Origin of the sequence: Streptomyces sp. NPDC017095 (assembly GCF_044332325.1) — a bacterium.
Taxonomy (GTDB): Bacteria; Actinomycetota; Actinomycetes; order Streptomycetales; family Streptomycetaceae; genus Streptomyces.
This window is the reverse complement of sequence record NZ_JBIROU010000013.1, coordinates 23,503-42,896: the sequence shown is the minus strand read 5'-3', so window position 1 is coordinate 42,896 and position 19,394 is coordinate 23,503. Positions and strand designations below refer to the sequence as shown.

At 72.1% G+C, this 19,394-nt stretch carries 20 protein-coding genes; 13 read left to right on the top strand and 7 right to left on the bottom strand.

Going from position 1 to position 19,394, the window contains the following annotated elements:
- Positions 1-7: 7 nt before the first annotated feature.
- Entirely contained in the window at positions 8-898 is an 891-nt protein-coding gene (locus ACH4OA_RS24795; protein WP_397970965.1) for a serine protease, read from the bottom strand.
- 226 nt (positions 899-1,124) lie between these two features.
- Here ACH4OA_RS24795 and ACH4OA_RS24790 point away from each other — a divergent pair, with 226 nt between their 5' ends.
- Both ACH4OA_RS24790 and ACH4OA_RS24785 read left to right on the top strand, forming a co-directional pair.
- Positions 1,125-2,336: a pyridoxal phosphate-dependent aminotransferase gene (locus ACH4OA_RS24790; protein ID WP_365873410.1), complete on the top strand. Its 1,212-nt coding sequence runs from the start codon at positions 1,125-1,127 to the stop codon at positions 2,334-2,336.
- An 88-nt stretch (positions 2,337-2,424) separates the two neighbouring features.
- A complete protein-coding gene (locus ACH4OA_RS24785) occupies positions 2,425-2,916 on the top strand; it encodes a hypothetical protein (RefSeq protein ID WP_397949035.1) in 492 nt (163 codons plus the stop codon).
- 233 nt (positions 2,917-3,149) lie between these two features.
- Here the strand turns inward: ACH4OA_RS24785 and ACH4OA_RS24780 are convergent, their stop codons facing one another.
- Positions 3,150-4,973: a phosphoenolpyruvate carboxykinase (GTP) gene (locus ACH4OA_RS24780; protein ID WP_397949033.1), complete on the bottom strand. Its 1,824-nt coding sequence runs from the start codon at positions 4,971-4,973 to the stop codon at positions 3,150-3,152.
- 310 nt (positions 4,974-5,283) lie between these two features.
- Here ACH4OA_RS24780 and ACH4OA_RS24775 point away from each other — a divergent pair, with 310 nt between their 5' ends.
- The 3 genes from ACH4OA_RS24775 (at position 5,284) to ACH4OA_RS24765 (ending at position 7,548) form a co-directional block, all read left to right on the top strand.
- Entirely contained in the window at positions 5,284-5,997 is a 714-nt protein-coding gene (locus ACH4OA_RS24775; RefSeq protein ID WP_397941609.1) for a hemolysin III family protein, read from the top strand.
- Positions 5,998-6,135: 138 nt separating this feature from the next.
- Positions 6,136-6,795 (top strand): TetR family transcriptional regulator, encoded by a 660-nt coding sequence (locus ACH4OA_RS24770; RefSeq protein WP_365882888.1) that lies wholly within the window; start codon positions 6,136-6,138, stop codon positions 6,793-6,795.
- A 33-nt stretch (positions 6,796-6,828) separates the two neighbouring features.
- On the top strand, positions 6,829-7,548 hold the full coding sequence (locus ACH4OA_RS24765; protein WP_397970962.1) for a Mut7-C RNAse domain-containing protein: 720 nt from the start codon (positions 6,829-6,831) through the stop codon (positions 7,546-7,548).
- 32 nt (positions 7,549-7,580) lie between these two features.
- On the opposite strand, the gene ACH4OA_RS24760 is transcribed toward ACH4OA_RS24765, so the two are convergent.
- A complete protein-coding gene (locus tag ACH4OA_RS24760) occupies positions 7,581-9,611 on the bottom strand; it encodes a thioredoxin domain-containing protein (protein WP_397941606.1) in 2,031 nt (676 codons plus the stop codon).
- A gap of 197 nt (positions 9,612-9,808) precedes the next feature.
- Here ACH4OA_RS24760 and ACH4OA_RS24755 point away from each other — a divergent pair, with 197 nt between their 5' ends.
- A complete protein-coding gene (locus ACH4OA_RS24755; protein ID WP_397941605.1) occupies positions 9,809-10,375 on the top strand; it encodes a Uma2 family endonuclease in 567 nt (188 codons plus the stop codon).
- Between the two features lie 384 nt (positions 10,376-10,759).
- Here ACH4OA_RS24755 and ACH4OA_RS24750 read toward each other — a convergent pair whose 3' ends face one another.
- Both ACH4OA_RS24750 and mca read right to left on the bottom strand, forming a co-directional pair.
- Positions 10,760-10,996, bottom strand: a complete 237-nt coding sequence (locus ACH4OA_RS24750) for a hypothetical protein (RefSeq protein ID WP_397941604.1) — start codon at positions 10,994-10,996, stop codon at positions 10,760-10,762.
- Positions 10,989-11,870 (bottom strand): mycothiol conjugate amidase Mca, encoded by an 882-nt coding sequence (mca, locus tag ACH4OA_RS24745; RefSeq protein ID WP_397941603.1) that lies wholly within the window; start codon positions 11,868-11,870, stop codon positions 10,989-10,991. The genes ACH4OA_RS24750 and mca overlap by 8 nt, the downstream gene beginning before the upstream one ends.
- Before the next feature lie 159 nt (positions 11,871-12,029).
- Here mca and ACH4OA_RS24740 point away from each other — a divergent pair, with 159 nt between their 5' ends.
- Positions 12,030-12,428, top strand: a complete 399-nt coding sequence (locus ACH4OA_RS24740; RefSeq protein ID WP_397970960.1) for a DUF4307 domain-containing protein — start codon at positions 12,030-12,032, stop codon at positions 12,426-12,428.
- A gap of 190 nt (positions 12,429-12,618) precedes the next feature.
- Positions 12,619-13,116, top strand: coding sequence for a transcription elongation factor GreA (gene greA, locus ACH4OA_RS24735; protein WP_365878132.1), 498 nt, complete (start codon positions 12,619-12,621; stop codon positions 13,114-13,116).
- Between the two features lie 104 nt (positions 13,117-13,220).
- Here the strand turns inward: greA and ilvA are convergent, their stop codons facing one another.
- On the bottom strand, positions 13,221-14,447 hold the full coding sequence (gene ilvA, locus ACH4OA_RS24730) for a threonine ammonia-lyase (protein WP_365878130.1): 1,227 nt from the start codon (positions 14,445-14,447) through the stop codon (positions 13,221-13,223).
- Between the two features lie 162 nt (positions 14,448-14,609).
- Between ilvA and ACH4OA_RS24725 the strand changes: the two genes are divergently transcribed.
- The 3 genes from ACH4OA_RS24725 (at position 14,610) to ACH4OA_RS24715 (ending at position 16,075) form a co-directional block, all read left to right on the top strand.
- Complete coding sequence (locus tag ACH4OA_RS24725; RefSeq protein WP_365878144.1) at positions 14,610-15,116, top strand: MarR family transcriptional regulator; 507 nt, start codon at positions 14,610-14,612, stop codon at positions 15,114-15,116.
- Between the two features lie 97 nt (positions 15,117-15,213).
- A complete protein-coding gene (locus ACH4OA_RS24720) occupies positions 15,214-15,717 on the top strand; it encodes a sigma factor-like helix-turn-helix DNA-binding protein (RefSeq protein ID WP_397970957.1) in 504 nt (167 codons plus the stop codon).
- A gap of 103 nt (positions 15,718-15,820) precedes the next feature.
- Positions 15,821-16,075, top strand: a complete 255-nt coding sequence (locus ACH4OA_RS24715) for a hypothetical protein (RefSeq protein ID WP_397941597.1) — start codon at positions 15,821-15,823, stop codon at positions 16,073-16,075.
- A 73-nt stretch (positions 16,076-16,148) separates the two neighbouring features.
- On the opposite strand, the gene ACH4OA_RS24710 is transcribed toward ACH4OA_RS24715, so the two are convergent.
- On the bottom strand, positions 16,149-17,303 hold the full coding sequence (locus ACH4OA_RS24710) for a cystathionine gamma-synthase (RefSeq protein ID WP_397941595.1): 1,155 nt from the start codon (positions 17,301-17,303) through the stop codon (positions 16,149-16,151).
- 155 nt (positions 17,304-17,458) lie between these two features.
- On the opposite strand from ACH4OA_RS24710, the gene ACH4OA_RS24705 reads away from it, so the two are divergent.
- Entirely contained in the window at positions 17,459-18,577 is a 1,119-nt protein-coding gene (locus tag ACH4OA_RS24705) for a hypothetical protein (protein WP_397941593.1), read from the top strand.
- Positions 18,578-18,671: 94 nt separating this feature from the next.
- Positions 18,672-19,343 carry a peptide-methionine (S)-S-oxide reductase MsrA gene (gene msrA, locus ACH4OA_RS24700; RefSeq protein ID WP_397970955.1) on the top strand — a complete coding sequence of 224 codons (672 nt, stop codon included), beginning with the start codon at positions 18,672-18,674 and terminating at the stop codon, positions 19,341-19,343.
- Positions 19,344-19,394: the final 51 nt, after the last annotated feature.

The following is a 19,394-nucleotide window of genomic DNA, read 5'->3' as shown; positions in this document are numbered from 1 at the left end:
GCGGCGGTCACGGCTTGGGCAGGGTGCAGCCGACCGCGCTCAGGTTGAGCTTGTTGCCGGTGGTGAAGCAGGCCGGGATGTTGTAGATCTCCTGGGCGTAGTTGATGCCCTGGCGGACGGTGACGTTGCCGCTCGCGTCGACCTCGCACGGGTTGTTCACCGTGCAGCGCTCGCCGTCCTCGTTGCCGGTGTTGTTGACGGCGACGACCTTGCCGGTGGCGGTGTCGATCACCGGCGAGCCCGAGGTGCCGCCGATGGTGTCGCAGGCGGAGGTGTAGCGGACCGAGTCCTTGAAGGTCCAGTCGCCCTCCTTCAGCCGGTACACGAACCCGTCTATGTTGCAGCTGTAGATCCGCTTCCAGTAGCCGGACACCACCTTGATGCCGGTGCCGGCCACCGGGTGGGTGTTCTGCACGGTGAGCGGGCTGATGCCGTAGGAGCTCTTGATGGCCGCGTACGTCGTGGTGGTGCGGTAGATCGTGACGTCCGTGTCCGTCATGGTCGAGTAGACGACCTGGTTGGCGCGGAGGGTGGCGATCTTGGTGCCGGCGGAGTTCAGCAGGCCGAAGGTCCGGCTGGAGGACTGGCCGGTGATCACCTGGCCGGCGCCCGGCATGCCCGTCTCCAGGCAGTGGCCGTTGGTCAGCACGAGGGCCGGGTCGGTGTCGGCGGAGTTGGGGAAGCGGATGACCGAGCCGGAACAGTTGCTGAGCGAGACGGTGCCGGCGAAGTCGACGGTGACGGCGGCGGCCTTGGCGGCGTGCGGGGCGGCGGCCTGGACGGCGGTGGCCTGGGCGGCGCTGTGCGGGGTTGCGCTGTGCGGCGCGGCGAGCGCCGGCGTGGCGCCCAGTCCGGCTGTCGCCAGGACGGTGAGGACGGCAAGGAGAGGCTTCTTCACGTGGGGGTCCCCTTACGACGGGGGCGACCGGAGGTCTTCCGGCCGCCCCACTCGGTTGTCATGCGCATTCTCAGCAGCACGAAGGGGCGGGGACAAGAAGCAGCGTCAGGTCATAGGGGTTTCCCTGTGCGGCGCGGCGGCCGGGCGGCGGCTCCGGCGGGACGCGGTGTCTCACGTGGCGGGAAACACCGTCCATGAGGGGTAACCGGGCCGTAAGCTCGCGGACATGCAGGTGATCCAGTCGACCAAGCTCGCCAACGTCTGTTACGAGATCCGGGGCCCGGTTCTCGAAGAGGCCATGCGGCTTGAGGCGGCGGGCCACCGCATCCTCAAGCTGAACACGGGCAACCCGGCCGCCTTCGGTTTCGAGTGCCCCCCGGAGATCCTGGAGGACATCCTCCGCAACGTCTCCACCGCGCACGGCTACGGTGACGCCAAGGGCCTGCTGGCCGCCCGCCGCGCGGTCGTGATGCACAACCAGACCCTCGGCATCGAGACGGACGTCGAGCACGTCTTCATCGGCAACGGCGTCTCCGAGCTGATCGTGATGGCGATGCAGGGCCTGCTGGACGACGGCGACGAGGTGCTGGTCCCGGCCCCGGACTACCCGCTGTGGACGGCGGCCGTCTCGCTGTCCGGCGGCACCGCCGTGCACTACCGCTGCGACGAGCAGTCCGACTGGATGCCCGACCTCGCCGACGTCGAGCGCAAGGTCACCGACCGCACCAAGGCGATCGTCGTCATCAACCCGAACAACCCCACGGGCGCGGTATACGACGAGACGGTGCTGCGCGGGCTGACGGACATCGCCCGCCGGCACAACCTGCTGGTCTGCTCCGACGAGATCTACGACAAGATCCTCTACGACGGCGCCACGCACACCCCGACCGCGAAGGTCGCGCCCGATCTGCTGACCCTCACCTTCAACGGCATGTCGAAGGCGTACCGGGTGGCCGGCTACCGCGTCGGCTGGATGGCGGTCTCCGGCCCGCGCGCCCACGCCGACTCCTACATCGAGGGCCTGACGATCCTGGCGAACATGCGGCTGTGCGCCAACATGCCGGGCCAGCACGGCGTGGTCGCCGCACTCGGCGGACGCCAGTCGATCAACGACCTGGTGCTGCCCGGCGGCCGGCTGAAGGAGCAGCTGGACGTCGCCTACGACCTGCTCACCCAGATCCCGGGCGTCACCTGCGTACGGCCCAAGGGGGCGCTGTACCTCTTCCCGCGGCTGGATCCGAGCGTCTACAAGGTCAAGGACGACCGGCAGCTCGTACTGGACCTGCTGCGCCAGGAGAAGATCATGGTCGTCCAGGGCACGGGCTTCAACTGGCCGGAACCGGATCACTTCCGGGTGGTGACCCTGCCGACGGTCGGCGACCTGAAGGACGCGATCACCCGGATCGGCGCGTTCCTGGACCGGTACGGCCGGGCGTAGCCGCCGGACCGCCTTCCGTGACCCGACTCAACTTTAGACGAAATCTAAGCTAAGATGGTTTCCTGTCAGCGCACAGGAGGCCATCCCCATGTACGAACCGATCCGCACCAAGTCGGTGCACAGCACGATGGCCGGCACCCCCTCGGACTTCCCCCACCGGTCGCGCGAGGAGGAGCTGGACATCCAGCTCGCCGGGCACCTCGCCGCGCTGCTCACGGTCACCGACGAGCTGCGCGCCCTGACCCCGTCCGCCGACCTGGACACGGCCGCGCAGCGGCTGGCGGCCCAGGTGGCCCGGCTGCGCGCGGGACGTGCACCGCTGCGCGCGGCGCCGGCCGCGGCGGGCGATCCGGACGCGCTGCACCGGCGGGCGCACGCGCTCGCGGGCCGGGCGCTCGTGGTCGCCGCCTCGCGTGCGGACACGGCGGCGGCCATCCTCGCGGCCGAGCGGATGGACGCCCACGACGCCGCCCTGGCCCCGGCCGGCCCCGCCGCCCCGACGGGACTCGCCCCCGCCGCCCCGAAGACGCTCAGCCCGGCCGGTCCCACCGGCCCGAAGACTCTCACCCCGGCCGGCTGACCCCGCCCGAAGGCGCCTGGTCAGCCCCGGCCCGCCGACCCCTCCCGGGGTCCCTCCGACGGCCCCGGTCCGCGTGCACCCGCAGCGACGCGCGGACCGGGCGCCACACATCAAGAACCCGGGGCCCCGCACGCCGTTGTGCGGGGCCCCGGGCGGGTGTTCACCGCGGCCGGCCGTGACGATCGCTGGTCAGGGCACATCCGGGCCGGCCGCGGAGTCTCGCGGGCGCGGGCTCAGCCCAGGCGCTCCACCAGCGCGTGGTACTGGTCCCACAGCTCCTTCGGGGTGTGGTCGCCGAAGGTGTTCAGGTGCCCGGGGATCAGGGCGGCCTCCTCGCGCCAGACCTCCTTGTCGACCGTGAGCAGGAAGTCCAGGTCGGACGCGGACAGTTCGAGCCCGTCGGTGTCCAGCGCCTCCTTGGCCGGCAGGATGCCGATCGGGGTCTCGACGCCCTCGGCCCGGCCCTCCAGCCGCTCCACGATCCACTTCAGGACGCGGGAGTTCTCACCGAAGCCCGGCCAGACGAACGCGCCCTCGTCGTTCTTCCGGAACCAGTTGACGTAGTAGATCTTCGGCAGCTTCGACCGGTCCCGGTCCTTGGCCACCTCGATCCAGTGGGCCATGTAGTCGCCCATGTTGTAGCCGCAGAACGGCAGCATCGCGAACGGGTCGCGGCGCAGCTCGCCGACCTTGCCCTCGGCCGCGGCGGTCTTCTCGGAGGCCACGTTGGCACCGAGGAAGACGCCGTGGTTCCAGTCGAAGGACTCCGTCACCAGCGGCACCGCCGTGGCCCGCCGGCCGCCGAAGAGGATCGCCGAGATCGGCACGCCCCTGGGGTCCTCCCACTCGGGCGCGATGGTCGGGCACTGCGCGGCCGGCACGGTGAAGCGGGCGTTGGGGTGGGCGGCCGGGGTCGCGGAGGCCGGCGTCCAGTCGTTGCCCTTCCAGTCGGTCAGCCGGGCCGGGGGCTCCTCGGTCATGCCCTCCCACCACACGTCGCCGTCGTCGGTGAGCGCGACGTTGGTGAAGACCGCGTTGCCCCACAGGGTCTTCATCGCGTTGGCGTTGGTGTGCTCGCCGGTGCCGGGCGCGACGCCGAAGAAGCCGGCCTCGGGGTTGATGGCGTAGAGCCGGCCGTCCTCGCCGAAGCGCATCCAGGCGATGTCGTCGCCGACGGTCTCCACGGTCCAGCCGGAGATCGTGGGCTCCAGCATGGCGAGGTTGGTCTTGCCGCAGGCGGAGGGGAAGGCGGCGGCCACGTACTTGGCCTCGCCCTGCGGCGGGGTGAGCTTCAGGATGAGCATGTGCTCGGCCAGCCAGCCCTCGTCGCGGGCCATGACGGAGGCGATGCGCAGGGCGTAGCACTTCTTGCCGAGCAGGGCGTTGCCGCCGTAGCCGGAGCCGAAGGACCAGATCTCGCGGGCCTCCGGGAAGTGCGAGATGTACTTGGTCCGGTTGCAGGGCCAGGGCACGTCCTCCTGGCCGGGCTCCAGCGGGGCGCCGAGGGTGTGCACGGCCTTGACGAACTCGCCGTCCTCGCCCAGCTCTTCGAGCACGGCGCTGCCCATGCGGGTCATGGTGCGCATGGAGACGGCCACGTACGCGGAGTCGGTGATCTCCACGCCGAGCGCGGACAGCGGGGAGCCGAGCGGGCCCATGCAGAAGGGCACGACGTACATCGTGCGGCCCCGCATCGAGCCCCGGAACAGGCCGTTGTCGCCGGTGAAGATCTCCCGCATCTCGGCGGGCGCCTTCCAGTGGTTGGTCGGGCCCGCGTCCTCCTCCCGCTCGGAGCAGATGAAGGTGCGGTCCTCGACGCGCGCGACGTCGGTCGGGTCGGAGGCGGCGTAGTAGGAGTGCGGGCGCTTGACCGGGTCCAGCTTCTTGAACGTTCCCCTGGCGACCAGTTCCTCGCACAGCCGCTCGTACTCGGCCTCGGAGCCGTCGCACCAGACCACGCTGTCCGGCTGCGTCAGTTCGGCGATCTCGTTGACCCACGAGACCAGTTCCCGGTGGTGGGTGGGGACGACGGTGGGAGCCGCGTTGTCGCGCGCCACGATTGCTCCTAAGTGAGGGTTTTTTGTTGGTTCGCCCCGTGGGGGCCGCGACCCGGATGCTTCGTAGCCGCTCATCCGGTGCCGACCGCACTCATTTGATCATCCGAGGTTAGCGCCCATATGTCCAGAGGGCATCACAGGTGAGCGGAGTGACGAATCCCACGATGTCCACGGGCTTTTGCGACCACTTCCACGGTCCTTTGCGTTCTCGTGGAGTACATCTGAAGGATTTTTTGCCCGACGGGGCACGGCGGCCCGGATGCCGGTGCACTGACGGTCGCTTCACGACGGCCTCGGTACGATGCGGCACATGACTGCGTCCGTTCCCGACGTGCCCACGGACCCGCCGGCCGCCGGCCGCGGTCCCGTCCCGCTCTCGTTGCCGCACCCGGTGAAGCCCCGTCTGCGCGGCTGGCTGCATCTCGGCATGTTCCCGGCCGTACTCATCGCGGGCCTCGTGCTCACCGCCCTCGCCGACTCCCCCAGAGGCCGCATCGCCTGCGGTGTCTACGCCCTGACGGCCTGCCTCCTCTTCGGCGTCAGCGCGCTCTACCACCGGGGCGACTGGAGCCCCCGGATGGACGGCGTGCTGCGCCGCCTGGATCACGCCAACATCTTCCTGATCATCGCGGGCACCTACACCCCGCTGACCCTGCTCCTCCTGCCCGGCTCGAAGGGCCGCTGGCTGCTGTGGAGCATCTGGGCCGCCGCGGCGGCCGGCATAGTCTTCCGCGTCTTCTGGGTCGGTGCCCCGCGCTGGCTCTACACGCCCTGCTACATCGCGATGGGCTGGGCGGCCGTCTTCTTCCTGCCGGACTTCCTGCACACAGGCGGCGTCGCCGTCCTGCTCCTGGTGGTCGTCGGCGGCCTGCTGTACAGCGTCGGCGGGGTGATCTACGGCATCAAGCGCCCGAACCCGTCACCGCGCTGGTTCGGCTTCCACGAGGTCTTCCACTCCTTCACCCTCGCCGCGTTCGTCGTCCACTACGTCGGCATCTCGCTGGTGGCGTACCAGCACGCGTAGCCCCGGTCCGCCCGCACGCACGGCCACGGCTCCCCGCGAGCCGTGGCCGTTCGCCGTCCGCCCGGCGCACGGCACGGAAGAGGGGTTCCGGCCGTGACCGCCGGCACGGCGGACGGCGGATGCCGGACAATGACCGGCATGACGGCCGTACACTCCCCCACCTCCTCCGCCACCCCCGCCGCCCCCGCCGCCCCGCCCGGCGGGCCCCGTCCCGGCCTGCGGGAGCGCAAGAAGGCCAAGACCCGGGAGGCGATCCGCGCGGCGATGTACGCGCTGGTCGAGGAGCAGGGCTACGACGCCACGACGATCGACCGGATCGCCGAGCGGGCCGAGGTGTCGCCGTCGACCGTCTTCCGGTACTTCCCCACCAAGGAGGACATCGTCCTCACCCACGAGTACGACCCGCTGATCCTGGAGGAGATCCGGCGGCGGCCCGCGGACGAGCCCTGGCCGCGGACCCTGCGGTACGCGCTGCGGCGGGCCGTCCGGCTGAGCATGGCGCAGGACACCCGGACCGTCCGGCTGCGCACCCGCCTCATGGTGCGGGTGCCCGCGGTGCGCTCGCGGATGACGGAGAGCATGTCGGTCACCGGCCGGACGCTCTGCCAGGCCGTCGCCGAGCGCACCGGCCGCGACCCGGACGGCCTGGAGGTGCGGGTCTACGCCATGTCGCTGATCGGCGGTCTGCTGGAGACCTTCCTGTACTGGGCCGAGCGGGACCACCAGGACGATCTGCCGGCCCTCGTCGACCGCACCCTGGACGTCCTGGAGCACGGGCTGCCCCGGGAGAACCGCTGAGGCCCGCGCCGCGCGCCGTGCGATCCTGACGGAGTGAACGGTCCCGAGATCCACGTCGAAGTCGCCCCCGAACTGAGTCTGTTCGTGCCGGCCGCCCGCCGCGGCACGGCCACCGCGCTGGCCACCGACGGGGTCTCGACCCTCGGCCACGTCGTCGAGTCCCTCGGCGTCCCGCTCACCGAGGTCGGCGCCCTCGTCGTGAACGGCCGTACCGTCCCGCCCTCGCACGTGCCCGGACCGGCCGAGCGGGTCGCCGTCCGGCCGGTGGAGCGGCCCCAGCGGGTGCCCGGCGCGCCGCTGCGCTTCCTCCTCGACGTCCACCTCGGCACGCTGGCCCGCCGGCTGCGGCTGCTCGGCGTGGACACGGCGTACGAGTCGACGGACATCGGCGACCCGGCGCTCGCCGCCCGCTCCGCCGCCGAGAAGCGGGTCATGCTCAGCCGGGACCGCGGTCTGCTGCGCCGCCGGGAGCTGTGGGCCGGCGCGTTCGTCTACAGCACCCGGCCCGACGACCAGCTCCAGGACGTCCTGGACCGCTTCGCTCCCGAGCTGCGCCCCTGGTCGCGCTGCACCGCCTGCAACGGTCCGCTGAGGGACGCCGCCAAGGAGGAGGTGGCCGACCGCATCGAGGGCGGCACCCTGCGCTCCTACGACGTCTTCGCCCAGTGCGCGGACTGCGGGCGCGCGTACTGGAAGGGCGCGCACCACGATCAGCTCCAGGCCATCGTGGAACGCGCCCTCGGAAAGCGCTGAGCCGCCCGGCCCGCCCGGCGGGCCGGGACCGGTCAGGGCGCCGTCAGCCTCGCCCGCAGCGCCTCCGGGTCCGTCACCGGCAGGTCGCAGACGAAGCCGCGGCAGACGTAGGCGGCCGGTGCGCCGTCGATGAGGGTGCGGCCGGCCAGCAGCGGGAACTCCTCGCCGTCCGGGACGCCACAGGCGACGACCGCGCCCGGGGCGGTGCCGAGCAGGGCCGTACGGTGCAGGGCGGCCGTCCGCTCGTCGGCCCCCGCGGGGCCCACGACGGCCACCTCGCGCGGCCCGTCGAGCAGCGCCTCGGCGACGGCCAGGCCCCACCCGACGAACCGGGGCACGCGCGGGCCGAGCGTCTTCACGATCCCGAGCGCCCGCTCGGCGGCGGCCCGGTGCGGCTCGGAGCCGGTCTGCGCGGCGTAGCCGAGCAGCGCGCCGGCCGCGGCGGTCCAGCCCGAGGGCGCGGCGTTGTCGGTGGGGTCCTGCGGCCGGCGGATGAGCTGCTCGGCGTCGGAGGCGGTGTCGTACAGGGCGCCGGTCGCCGGGTCCGTGAACCGGGCCAGGACGTGGTCGAGCAGCAGTCCGGCGAAGTCGAGCCAGACGCCCTCCCCGGTGACGGCGGCGAGCGCGAGGAAGCCCTCGGCGACATCGCCGTAGTCCTCCAGCACGCCGGCGTTGGGGCCGACCCGGCCGTCCTTGCTGGTGCGGGCGAGCCGGGCGTGTTCGTCCAGGTGGACGCGGACGAGCAGATCGGCGGCGCCGAGCGCGGCCTCGACCAGGTCGGGCCGGTCGAAGTAGGCGCCGGTCTCGGCGAGCGCGGCGACGGCCAGGCCGTTCCAGGCGGCGACCACCTTGTCGTCCCGGCCGGGTGCGGGCCGCCGCGCCCGGGCGTCGAGCAGCCGGCTCCGGACGGAGGCGACCTTGTCGGCGTCGAACACGCCCTCGGTCTGCGGGAGCTGCAGGACGGACTGCCCGTGCTCGAAGGTGCCCTCCGCGGTCACGCCGAAGTACTGGGCGGCGAGTGCGGCGTCGTCGCCGAGGACGTCGGCGAGCTGCCCGGGCGTCCAGACGTAGTACGCCCCTTCCACGTGCCGTCCGGTGCCGTCGTCGCTGTCGGCGTCGAGGGCGGAGGCGAACCCGCCCTGCTCGGTGCGCAGTTCGCGGACGAGGAAGTCGGCGGTCTCCAGCGCGACCCGCCGGGCCAGATCCGATCCGGTGGCCCGCCACAGATGCGCGTACACCCGGCACAGCAGGGCGTTGTCGTACAGCATCTTCTCGAAGTGCGGCACGGTCCAGTCGCGGTCCACGGAGTAGCGGGCGAAGCCGCCGCCGAGCTGGTCGTAGATCCCGCCCCGCGCCATCCGCTCACAGGTGTCCCGGGCCATCTCGAGCGCGCCCTCGGCGCCCGTGCGCGCGTGGTGGCGCAGCAGGAACTCCAGCACCATGGACGGCGGGAACTTGGGCGCGCCGCCGAATCCGCCGCGCTGCGGGTCGTACTCGCGGGTGAGCCCGAGGAGGGCCTGGGCGAGTTCCTGCTCGCCGGGCGCCTCGGCGGCCTGCCGGACCATCTCGCGCTGGGCGAGATCGCGGACGATCTTCCCGGCGACCTCGCCGACCTCGTCGCGCCGGGTGGTCCACGCCTGCCGGACGCCCTCCAGCACCTGCCGGAAGGAGGGCGAGCCGTGCCGTGGGACGGGCGGGAAGTAGGTGCCGAAGTAGAACGGCTCGGCGTCGGGCGTGAGGAAGACGGTCATGGGCCAGCCACCGTGCCCGGTGGCCGCCTGCACGGCCTCCATGTAGACGGCGTCCACGTCCGGCCGCTCCTCGCGGTCGACCTTGACGCTGACGAAATGCTCGTTCAGGTAGTCCGCGGTGGCCTGGTCCTCGAACGACTCGTGCGCCATGACGTGGCACCAGTGACACGCCGAGTATCCGACTGAGAGCAGGATGGGCACACCGCGCCGTTTTGCTTCCTCGAACGCCTCGGGACCCCAGGGCCACCAGTCAACCGGATTGTCAGCATGCTGTAGCAGATAAGGCGAGGTCATACCAGCCAGCCGGTTCATACGACCCAGCCTCTCACAGCGGCTGGCACGACCGGGGAAACGCTCACGTGCCCGCCTCGCTTGGCCGCATTGCACTTGTGGGCCCTCACGTAGCGGGTGCTTCCATCCCTCTGCGGACCGGACGACCCGGCACCTCGGAACAGTAGGCTGGGCGCAGTGGCGCTGGACCTGCCGAGGCTCCTCGAAGGAGGTACACCATGACCGCCGAGATGGTGGCGCCCGCGTGGATGCATACGCAGATCAGCGCGGAGCAGTACGACTCCTGGTCCGAGGAGCAGTGCGCCGGCATCGAGATCGTGGACGGGATGGTCGTCGTGAGTCCGAGCGCCTCCAAGCGGCACAACCGGCTCGCTCGGATCTTGGCCAATGCCCTGGACGCCGCTGCAGGCCCCGACTGGAACGCGGACACCGGCTTCGACGTCCGCCTGCAGGACGTTCCCCTCACCAACCGCCGTCCGGACGTCATCGTCTACCGGGCGGAGACCATCGACGTCACACCTACCCGCCCGGAGCATGTACTGCTGGTCGTCGAAGTCGTGTCGCCCGGCTCGGAGACCACTGACCGGATCGTGAAGGTGGACCAGTACGCCAAGGCCGGCATCCCCTTCTACTGGCGGGTCGAGCAGGCCGCCACAGGGGTCCCGATCGTTTACACCTACGTTCTCGATCCCGCCACCAAGGCCTACAGGGAAGGCGAGATGTTCACCGGCACGGTGAAAGCCACTGTGCCTTTCTCCGTCACGGTCGATCTCGGGGTCATGTAGCGCGCTCAGCGCCGTGCCTGCGGGGCAGCCCTCGACGGCGGCGAGGGCAGGACGCCGAGAGCCGACGGAATCTTCCGCAACCTGAGGTACCCGGCGGGGCGCGGCCTGAGGGTCGTTTCCACGTACCGCTCGGCCTTGAGGGCGCCGGCCCTCCGCGGGATCGCCCCTCGAAGCCGGCCTCGGCTGTCAGGCCGCGCCCCGGCCGGCGCCTCCCCGCGCGGGTGGCCGCACCGTCGGCAGCGCGCCCTTGGGACGAGGAGTCGGACGACCGGGTCCCGGCGTGCGCCCCCACCGCCGGAAGCCCGCGCGGCCGCGCACGGCTGCGGACCGCCACGCCCGTGCGGTGACGGGTGTGGCGGCACCGGCGGGGCGCCGGCCCCCGGGTCAGCCCCGCTGCGGCGCGGAGCCGGCCGGCTCCGCGCCGGCCTCCGGGGCCTCCTTGAAGTCGACCTTCCGCATGTGCTTGCTCATGGACTTCATCAGCCCCCACACGGCCAGGGCCATCACCGCGAAGACGATGAAGCCGAGGATGCCGGGGGTGACCTTGTTCTGGTCGACCTCCTTGGCGAGGGGGACCAGGTGCGTCACTGCCAGGCTCACGCTTGCGCTCATGTCAGGCATTGTCCCGGATGCCCGCGAAGAGGTCGTCCTCGGGGAGGGAGGTATCGACGAGAGACTTCGCCAGCTCGTACTCCTCGGTCGGCCAGACCTCCTTCTGGATCTCCATCGGCACCTTGAACCAGCCGCCGTCCGGGTCGATCTGCGTGGCGTGGGCGATCAGCGCCTTGTCACGGATCTCGAAGAACTCCGCGCACGGGACGTGCGTGGTCAGCGTGCGCTCGGTGCGCTGCACCTCGTCCCAGCGCTTGAGCCAGTCCCCGTACGGCGACTCCAGGCCGCGGTCGACCATGGCCTGGTGCAGCGCCTCGGTGCGCGGGCGGTTGAAGCCCTGGTTGTAGTAGAGCTTCAGCGGCTGCCAGGCGGGCCCGAACTCCTCCTCCGGGTACTTCAGGGTGTCCGCCGCGCCCTCGAACGCCACCATGGAGATCTTGTGGGTCATGATGTGGTCGGGGTGCGGGTAGCCGCCGTTCTCGTCGTAGGTGGTGATCACCTGCGGGCGGAAGGCACGGATCCTGCGCACCAGCTCGCCGGCCGCGTGGTCGACGTCCTCCAGGGCGAAGCAGCCCTCGGGCAGCGGCGGCAGCGGGTCGCCCTCGGGCAGCCCGGAGTCGACGAAGCCGAGCCAGTCCTGCTTGACGCCGAGGATCTCGCGCGCCTCGTCCATCTCCTTCTTGCGCACCTCGTGGATGTGCTCCTCGATGTACCTGTCGCCCTGCAGCTTGGGATTGAGGATGGACCCGCGCTCGCCGCCGGTGCAGGTCACCACCAGCACGTCCACCCCCTCGGACACGTACTTCGCCATGGTGGCCGCGCCCTTGCTCGACTCGTCGTCGGGGTGCGCGTGAACGGCCATCAGTCGCAACTGGTCAGTCAAGACTCAATCCTCGGTAACTCGGCGCCCCCGTGGCTTCGGGCGCGATCAAACTGGTGTCGTCCCGAAGGGACATCCCTGAGGGGTGGCGGTCGGGTCGCGGTCGGGAGGCTTCTATAGTGACCCAATCGGGGGGCTAATAATTCCGCGGAGAGGACGATCATGAGTACCGCGAGCACGCGGCTGCCCGAGGGCCGCTACGGCCGCCCCTCGGACGAGCGCGCCGACCGCAAGCTCAAGATCGCCGGTACGGTGCTGGGCGCGGCGCTGCTCGCACTGGTCGGCTACTTCGCCTACCACTACGTCGCGCAGAACGAGATCAGCGGCGAGGTCATCACCTTCCAGGCGTCCGACGACGCGGTCGCGATCCATCTGGAGGTCCGCAAGGACGCCGGCACCGCCGGCTACTGCACGGTGCGGTCCCAGTCGGGCGACGGCGCCGAGGTCGGCCGGGCCGACTTCCGCTTCTCCGGGCCGGCCACCCGGATCGACAAGGTGGTCACGCTCCGTACGACCGCGCGGGGCACCACGGCCCAGTTGCTGGGCTGTCACGCCGGCTGACGACTGCCGGACACTCCCCGGTTTCACCCGGAATACGTACATCCTCACCTGCGTTGATGTAACTTTGACGGCTTATGTCCTCCCCCTTTCGCCCATGAATTGTTAGGCTCGTGGTTTCGCCCATCCATGAGGGAACATTCTTCTGGGTAGGGCGATGCTTTGTATTCCCAGTACCGACGAGGAGCACCCTGTGACCCAGACCAGCGAGAACGTCACCTGGCTGACCCAGGAGGCGTACAACAAGCTCAAGGACGAGCTTGAGTACCTTACTGGTCCTGCGCGCACGGAGATCGCCGCCAAGATCGCGGCCGCGCGCGAGGAGGGCGACCTGCGCGAGAACGGCGGGTACCACGCGGCCAAGGAGGAGCAGGGCAAGCAAGAGCTGCGTGTGCGCCAGCTGACCCAGCTCCTCGAGAACGCCAAGGTCGGCGAGGCGCCGGCCGCGGACGGCGTGGTCGCGCCCGGCATGGTCGTCACGATCGCCTTCGACGGTGACGAGGACGACACCCTGACGTTCCTGCTCGCCTCCCGCGAGTACGCGAGCTCCGACATCGAGACGTACTCCCCGCAGTCCCCGCTGGGCTCGGGCGTCCTCGGCCACAAGGTCGGCGACGACGCGCAGTACGAACTGCCGAACGGCAAGAAGGCCTCCGTGCGGATCCTGAAGGCCGAGCCCTACACGAGCTGAGCCGGCCTCCCGGCCCGCTTCGAAGCCCCCGGCGCCCTCAGGGCGGCCGGGGGCTTCGTCACAGGCCCCCGGCGCCCCGACCGGAAGGCGGCCGGCCGGACGGGTCAGGCGATGACCGGGTAACCGGCGTCCCGCAGCGCCCGGCCGACCTCCGCGCAGTGCTCCGGCCCCTCGGTCTCCAGGTGCAGCTCCACCTCGGCCTCCGTGAGCCCGAGCCGCGGATCGGTGCGGACGTGGCTCACGTCGAGCACGTTGGCGTCGACCGCCGACAGCACCCCGAGCAGCGTGGCCAGCGCGCCCGGCCGGTCGGTCAGCCGCAGCCGCACCGCCAGATACCGGCCCTGCGCGGCCATGCCGTGCCGCAGCACGCGCTGCATCAGCACCGGGTCGACATTGCCGCCGGACAGCACCGCGACGACCGGGCCGTCGAAACGTTCCGGCGCGGCCAGCAGCGCGGCGACCGGACTCGCCCCGGCCGGCTCCACGACCAGCTTGGCCCGCTCCAGGCACAGCAGCAGCGCCGCGGACAACTGGTCCTCGCTCACCGTCCGCACCTCGTCCACCAGCTCGCCGACGATCCCGAACGGCACCGCGCCCGGCCGGCCCACCCGGATGCCGTCGGCCATCGTCGCCGGGCTCTCCAGCGACACCGGATGCCCGGCGGCCAGCGAGGGCGGGTAACAGGCGGCGCCCTCCGCCTGCACACCGACGATCCGCACGTCCGGCCGCAGCGCCTTCACCGCCACCGCGATCCCGGCCGCGAGCCCGCCGCCGCCCATGCCGACGACGATCGTGCGCACCTCCGGGCACTGCTCCAGGATCTCCAGCCCGACCGTGCCCTGGCCGGCGATCACGTCCGGGTGGTCGAAGGGGTGGATGAACACCGCGCCGGTCGCCGCCGCGTACTCCTGCGCCGCGGCCAGCGTCTCGTCGACCACCTGACCGTGCAGGCGCACCTCCGCGCCGTACTCCCGGGTGGCGCTGACCTTCGGCAGCGGCGCGCCCCGCGGCATGAACACCGTGGCGTGCACGCCCAGCAGCGAGGAGGCCAGCGCCACGCCCTGCGCGTGGTTGCCCGCGCTCGCGGCCACCACTCCGGCCGCCCGCTCCTCCGGCAGCAGCCCGGCGATCCGCACATAGGCGCCGCGCAGCTTGAACGAGCCGGTCCGCTGGAGGTTCTCGCACTTCAGGTGCACCGGCGCGCCGACCGTCCGGGACAGGTACCGGCTGCTCTCCAGCGCGGTCTCGCGAGCCACGCCCGAGAGCATCTTCCGGGCGCCGCGCACGTCGTCGAGGGTGACGGAGGACAGGAAGGCCGTGCGGTAGCTCATGACTCCAGCATCGCAGTTCGCCCGTGCGCGCGACGGGTGTGCCCAAGCTGCGAGACCGGGTTTGCGCAGCGCCGGTACGGCCCGCCGCCGGGCCGCGTACCCTGTCCCCCAACCCAGCAGCCCTCATGAAGTGAGCCTCCGGCCATGCCCACAACACCAGAAATGTCGATGGACATGACGACCGTCGGTGACACCGGTCTTCTCGATACCCTCCAGCACGAGGTGGCGGTGTTCGCCCGCCGCGCCGAACAGACCCGGCTCGGCGGCGTGGGGCAGGTGCGCAACTCCATGGACCGTGCCGCCTACCTGCTGCTCAACCGCCTGGACAAGGAAGGCCCGATGGGGGTCAAGGCACTCGCGGCCAGCATGGGCATCGACTCCTCCACGGTGACCCGGCAGGTGGCGCCGCTGGTCGACAGCGGGCTGGTGAAGCGGACCTCGCACCCGGAGGACGGGCGCGCGGTGGTGCTCCAGCTGTCGCCGCGCGGCACCGCCCGGCTGGAGGAGGTGCGCTCGTCCCGGCGCCGGCTCATGGACGAGCTGACGCACGACTGGGCGCCGGCGGAGCGCGAGCAGTTCTGCGCGCTCCTGACCCGCTTCAACGACGCGCTCTCCGCGCGGATGACGGTGCAGGCCGTTCCGGCGGCGGAGCAGCCTCCGGCCTCCTGAGCGCGTATCCGGGCAGGTCCGACGTCTTGACCCCGGGGCCGCCACCGGCCTGATGATGAGACCGGGTCCGGACAGGACCCCGTCGGGGGGAGGCGCGGTGCGTGAGCGGCAGCGGGCCCGCGGTGACCGCCGGGCCCGGGAGTTCGAGGCGTTCGTCGCGGGCGCGGCCGGACGGCTGCTGCACACGGCCACGCTGCTCACCGCGGAGCCGCCGGACGCCAACCCGCGCGCACGGCGCCTGCTGACCCTCGCGCTCGCCCACACCTACGCCGACTGGGACCGGCTGCGCGGCGAGGACCCGTACGACCGCGCCCGCCAGCACCTCGCCACCCGCTTCGCGCGCACCGTCTGGCACCGCTGCGCCGTCCCCGGCCACGCCCGGCCGGAGCCGCGCGGCCCGCTCGCCGCGCTCACCCCGCGCGAGCGGCTGGTGCTCGTCCTGCGGCTGTACGAGGGGGTGGCCGAGGAACAGACGGCGGCGCTGCTCGGGCTGCCCGCAGAACGCGTGCGCACCCTCTGCGACCGGGCGACGGCCACCGTGCTGCACCCCGCCCGGCGGACACCACCCCATCCGGCGGCCCCGACGGCGGCACCCTCATGACCCGGTCACGGCCGCCCCGCGGCGCACCCCGCGGCCGCTTCGCGCGCGACGGCGGGACGGGCGGGGCGGCAGTCCCCGCGCCCGGCCGGAACCGGAGCGCGCGGTGAAACGGGGGGAACGGGAGGCCGCGGTACGGCGGGTCATGGAGCGGGCGGCCGTGCCGGTGCCGCCGGAGCTGCACGCGGACGCGGTCCGCCACGGCGACCGGCTGCTGCGCCGCCGCCGGCTCGTCCGCCGGATGCTGGGGCTGCTGGCGTGCGCGGCGGCCGTGGCGTTCGCCGTATGGGCGGCCGGCGCCCGCCCGTGGGCGGAGCCGCCCTCGGGGACGACCCCACCGGTCACCGGCTGGCAGCCCTAGGGCCCGGCCGGCCGACCGCGCCGTCGCCCGGAGGCGGACGGGAACGGCCGGACGGGAAACGGCAGGCCGGGCTCTAGCCGAGGGCCTGCTTGAGGTCCTCGATCAGGTCGTCGACGTTCTCGATGCCGACGGACAGACGCACCAGATCGTCCGGGACCTCCAGCTGCGAGCCGGCCACGGAGGCGTGCGTCATCCGGCCGGGGTGCTCGATGAGGGACTCGACACCGCCGAGGGACTCGCCCAGGGTGAACACCTCGGTACGGCCGCACACCTGGAGCGCGGCCTCCTCGCCGCCCGCGACGCGGAACGACACCATGCCGCCGAACGCCCTCATCTGCTTGACGGCGACGTCGTGGCCGGGGTGGTCGGGCAGCCCCGGGTAGGCGACGGCGGTCACGCGCGGGTGCCGGGTCAGCATGTCGGCGATCTTCGTGGCGTTCTCGCTGTGCCGGTCCATGCGCACCGCGAGGGTCTTCGTGCCGCGCAGCACCAGCCAGGAGTCGAAGGGGCCGGCGACGGCGCCCATCGCGTTCTGGTGGTAGGCCAGCTCCTCGCCCAGCGCCTGGTCGGCGACGATCAGCGCACCGCCGACCACGTCCGAGTGGCCGCCCATGTACTTCGTCAGGGAGTGCACGACGACGTCCGCCCCGAGCGACAGCGGCTGCTGGAGGTAGGGGGTGGCGAAGGTGTTGTCGACGACCAGCCTGGCACCCGCGTCGTGGGCGACCTGGGCGACGGCGGCGATGTCGGTGATGCCGAGGAGCGGGTTGGACGGGGTCTCCACCCAGACGGCCTTCGTCTTCGGGGTGATCGCGGCGCGGACCGCGGCCGGGTCGCTGGTGTCGGCGACCGACCACTGCACGCCCCAGCGGGTGATCACCTTGGCGAACAGCCGGAAGGTGCCGCCGTAGGCGTCGTCCGGGATCACCACGTGGTCGCCGGGGCTGAGCAGCGTACGCAGCAGTGTGTCCTCGGCGGCCAGGCCGGACGCGAAGGCCAGGCCGCGGCGACCGCCCTCCAGCGCGGCGAGGTTCTCCTCCAGCGCGGTCCGGGTCGGATTGGCGCTGCGGCTGTACTCGTAGCCGCCGCGCAGCCCGCCGACGCCGTCCTGCTTGTAGGTGGAGACCTGGTAGATCGGCGGGACGACCGCGCCGGTGAGGGGATCCGCGGTGTTGCCCGCGTGGATCGCCAGGGTCTCGAAGTGGTCACTGATATGCCTGTCGCTCATGTGCATCGAGCCTAATGCGCCCGGCCGGATCGTGACGTACGCCAAGAGGGGGCTCGCCGGGTTCCGCCCGCTTGCCGTCAAGCTCTGATCGGGAGTTATCCACAGGCGGGCGGCGGGGTTCGCCATTTGTCCGCGGGGTCTGGTTCGCTTGAGGCATGGCGACTCTCTGGCTGCTGACGGCACTGCTCATGCTGGGCTTCGTCCTGCTCCCGCTCCTGCGGCGCAGGCGCGGCGTGATCGAGCGCGTCCACCCCGGACACCCGGACGCCGCGGACCCGGCGGCCTACGGCTTCGTGCGCCAGGAAGACCTGGACGTGCGCCTGCCCGGCCCGGACGAGGACCTGCTCCAGGCCCTCGACCTGGTGCAGCGCACCCAGGACTACCGGACGGCGGCCCAGCTGCTGGCCGGCACCGAGACCGCGGGCGAACTGCGCTGGCAGCGGGTGCAGGCGTTCGCCGGCGCCGCCGCCCTGGAGCTGCGGCAGCGGCCCGGCGGGGTGCACGAGACGCCGGGCGGCCAGTGGCTGCGGGTGTGGCGGGCCGAGCGGCCCAAGGACGCGGGCGGCGCCGCCGTGCACGCGGAGTTCCTGGTCCAGCAGGCGTGGCGGACGGCGACGCCGGGCACGGACGAGTTCCGGATCATCATGGAGGAGGCCCGGACGCTGTGCGCCGAGGCCGCCCTGCTGGCCCCCGGCGACCCGGTGCCGTACGTCATAGAACTGTCCGTCGCGCGCGGGCTGGCCTATCCGCCGGACGAGTTCGAGCGGCTGTGGCGGAAGATCCTCGACCGCGCCCCGCACCACATGGGCGCGCATCTGGCGGCGCTGCACCACTGGTGCGAGAAGTGGCACGGCTCCCGCGAGCAGGCGTACGCCTTCGCCGAGACCGCCGCCGCCCGCGCTCCTGAGGGTTCACTGCTGGCCGCGCTGCCGCTGTTCGCGGTGTTCGAGCACCTCCCGGAGGTGAACCTGGTCAGGAGCTTCTACCAGAGCGAGGTCGTCACCAAGGCGATCCACGGCGCCCTGCACGCGGCGCACGCGGCCCTCCCCGACGACCCGACGCTCCCGCACGTGCGGCACCTGCTGGTCTGCTTCCTGGTCCGCGCCGAGCGCTGGGCGGAGGCCATGGACCAGCTCCTCCACGTGGACGGGCATGTCGGCGCGCTGCCGTGGACCCTGTCCGACGACCCGGCCGCCGCCTTCGCCCTCCACCGCGCCCTGGCGGTCGGCGGCTACGAGGCCAACGGCGGCACCCCGGCGGGCCTGCCGGGCTGATCAGGACCGGAATGCCCGGCGTCCGCCGGACGTTGTGAGGGTGTCGGCGCCGCGCAGGCGGCCGGCACTCCTACCCGACCGACAGGGAGACCCGATGCTCTTCGGCCGCACCCCCCAGCTGCCCACCCCCGAGCAGGCGCTCAAGGGCCGCCCCGCACTCGCCTACGAGGTCCCCGACCGCCACACCGTCCTCGGTACGCCGCTGCTCGGACCGTACCCCGAGGGCCTGGAGACCGCCGATTTCGGCCTGGGCTGCTTCTGGGGCGCGGAGCGCGCGTTCTGGCAGCTTCCGGAGGGTGTGTACACGACCCTGGTGGGCTACCAGGGCGGTTACACGGAGAACCCGACGTACGAGGAGGTCTGCTCGGGCCTGACCGGCCACACGGAAGCGGTCCGGGTGGTCTACGACCAGCGGCTGATCTCGTACGACCAGCTGCTGAAGACCTTCTGGGAGTCGCACAACCCGACCCAGGGCTTCCGCCAGGGCAACGACGTGGGCACGCAGTACCGTTCGGCGATCTACACCCACACCCCGGAGCAGGCCGCGGCGGCCGAGGCGTCCCGCGAGGCCTACCAGAAGGTCCTGACCGGCTCCGGCCACGGCACGATCACCACGGAGATCCTCCCCGCCGAGGGCCGCGTCTTCTACCCGGCGGAGGCTTATCACCAGCAGTACCTTTCGGACGCCAAGAACCCGGGCGGATACTGCGGCCTCGGCGGGACCGGCGTGTCCTGCCCGATCGGGCTCGCGCGCGCCGAGGGCTGAGTCGTGCGCCGGGGGCGGGGCCGGGCGGGTGCCCGGTCCCGCCCCCGGACG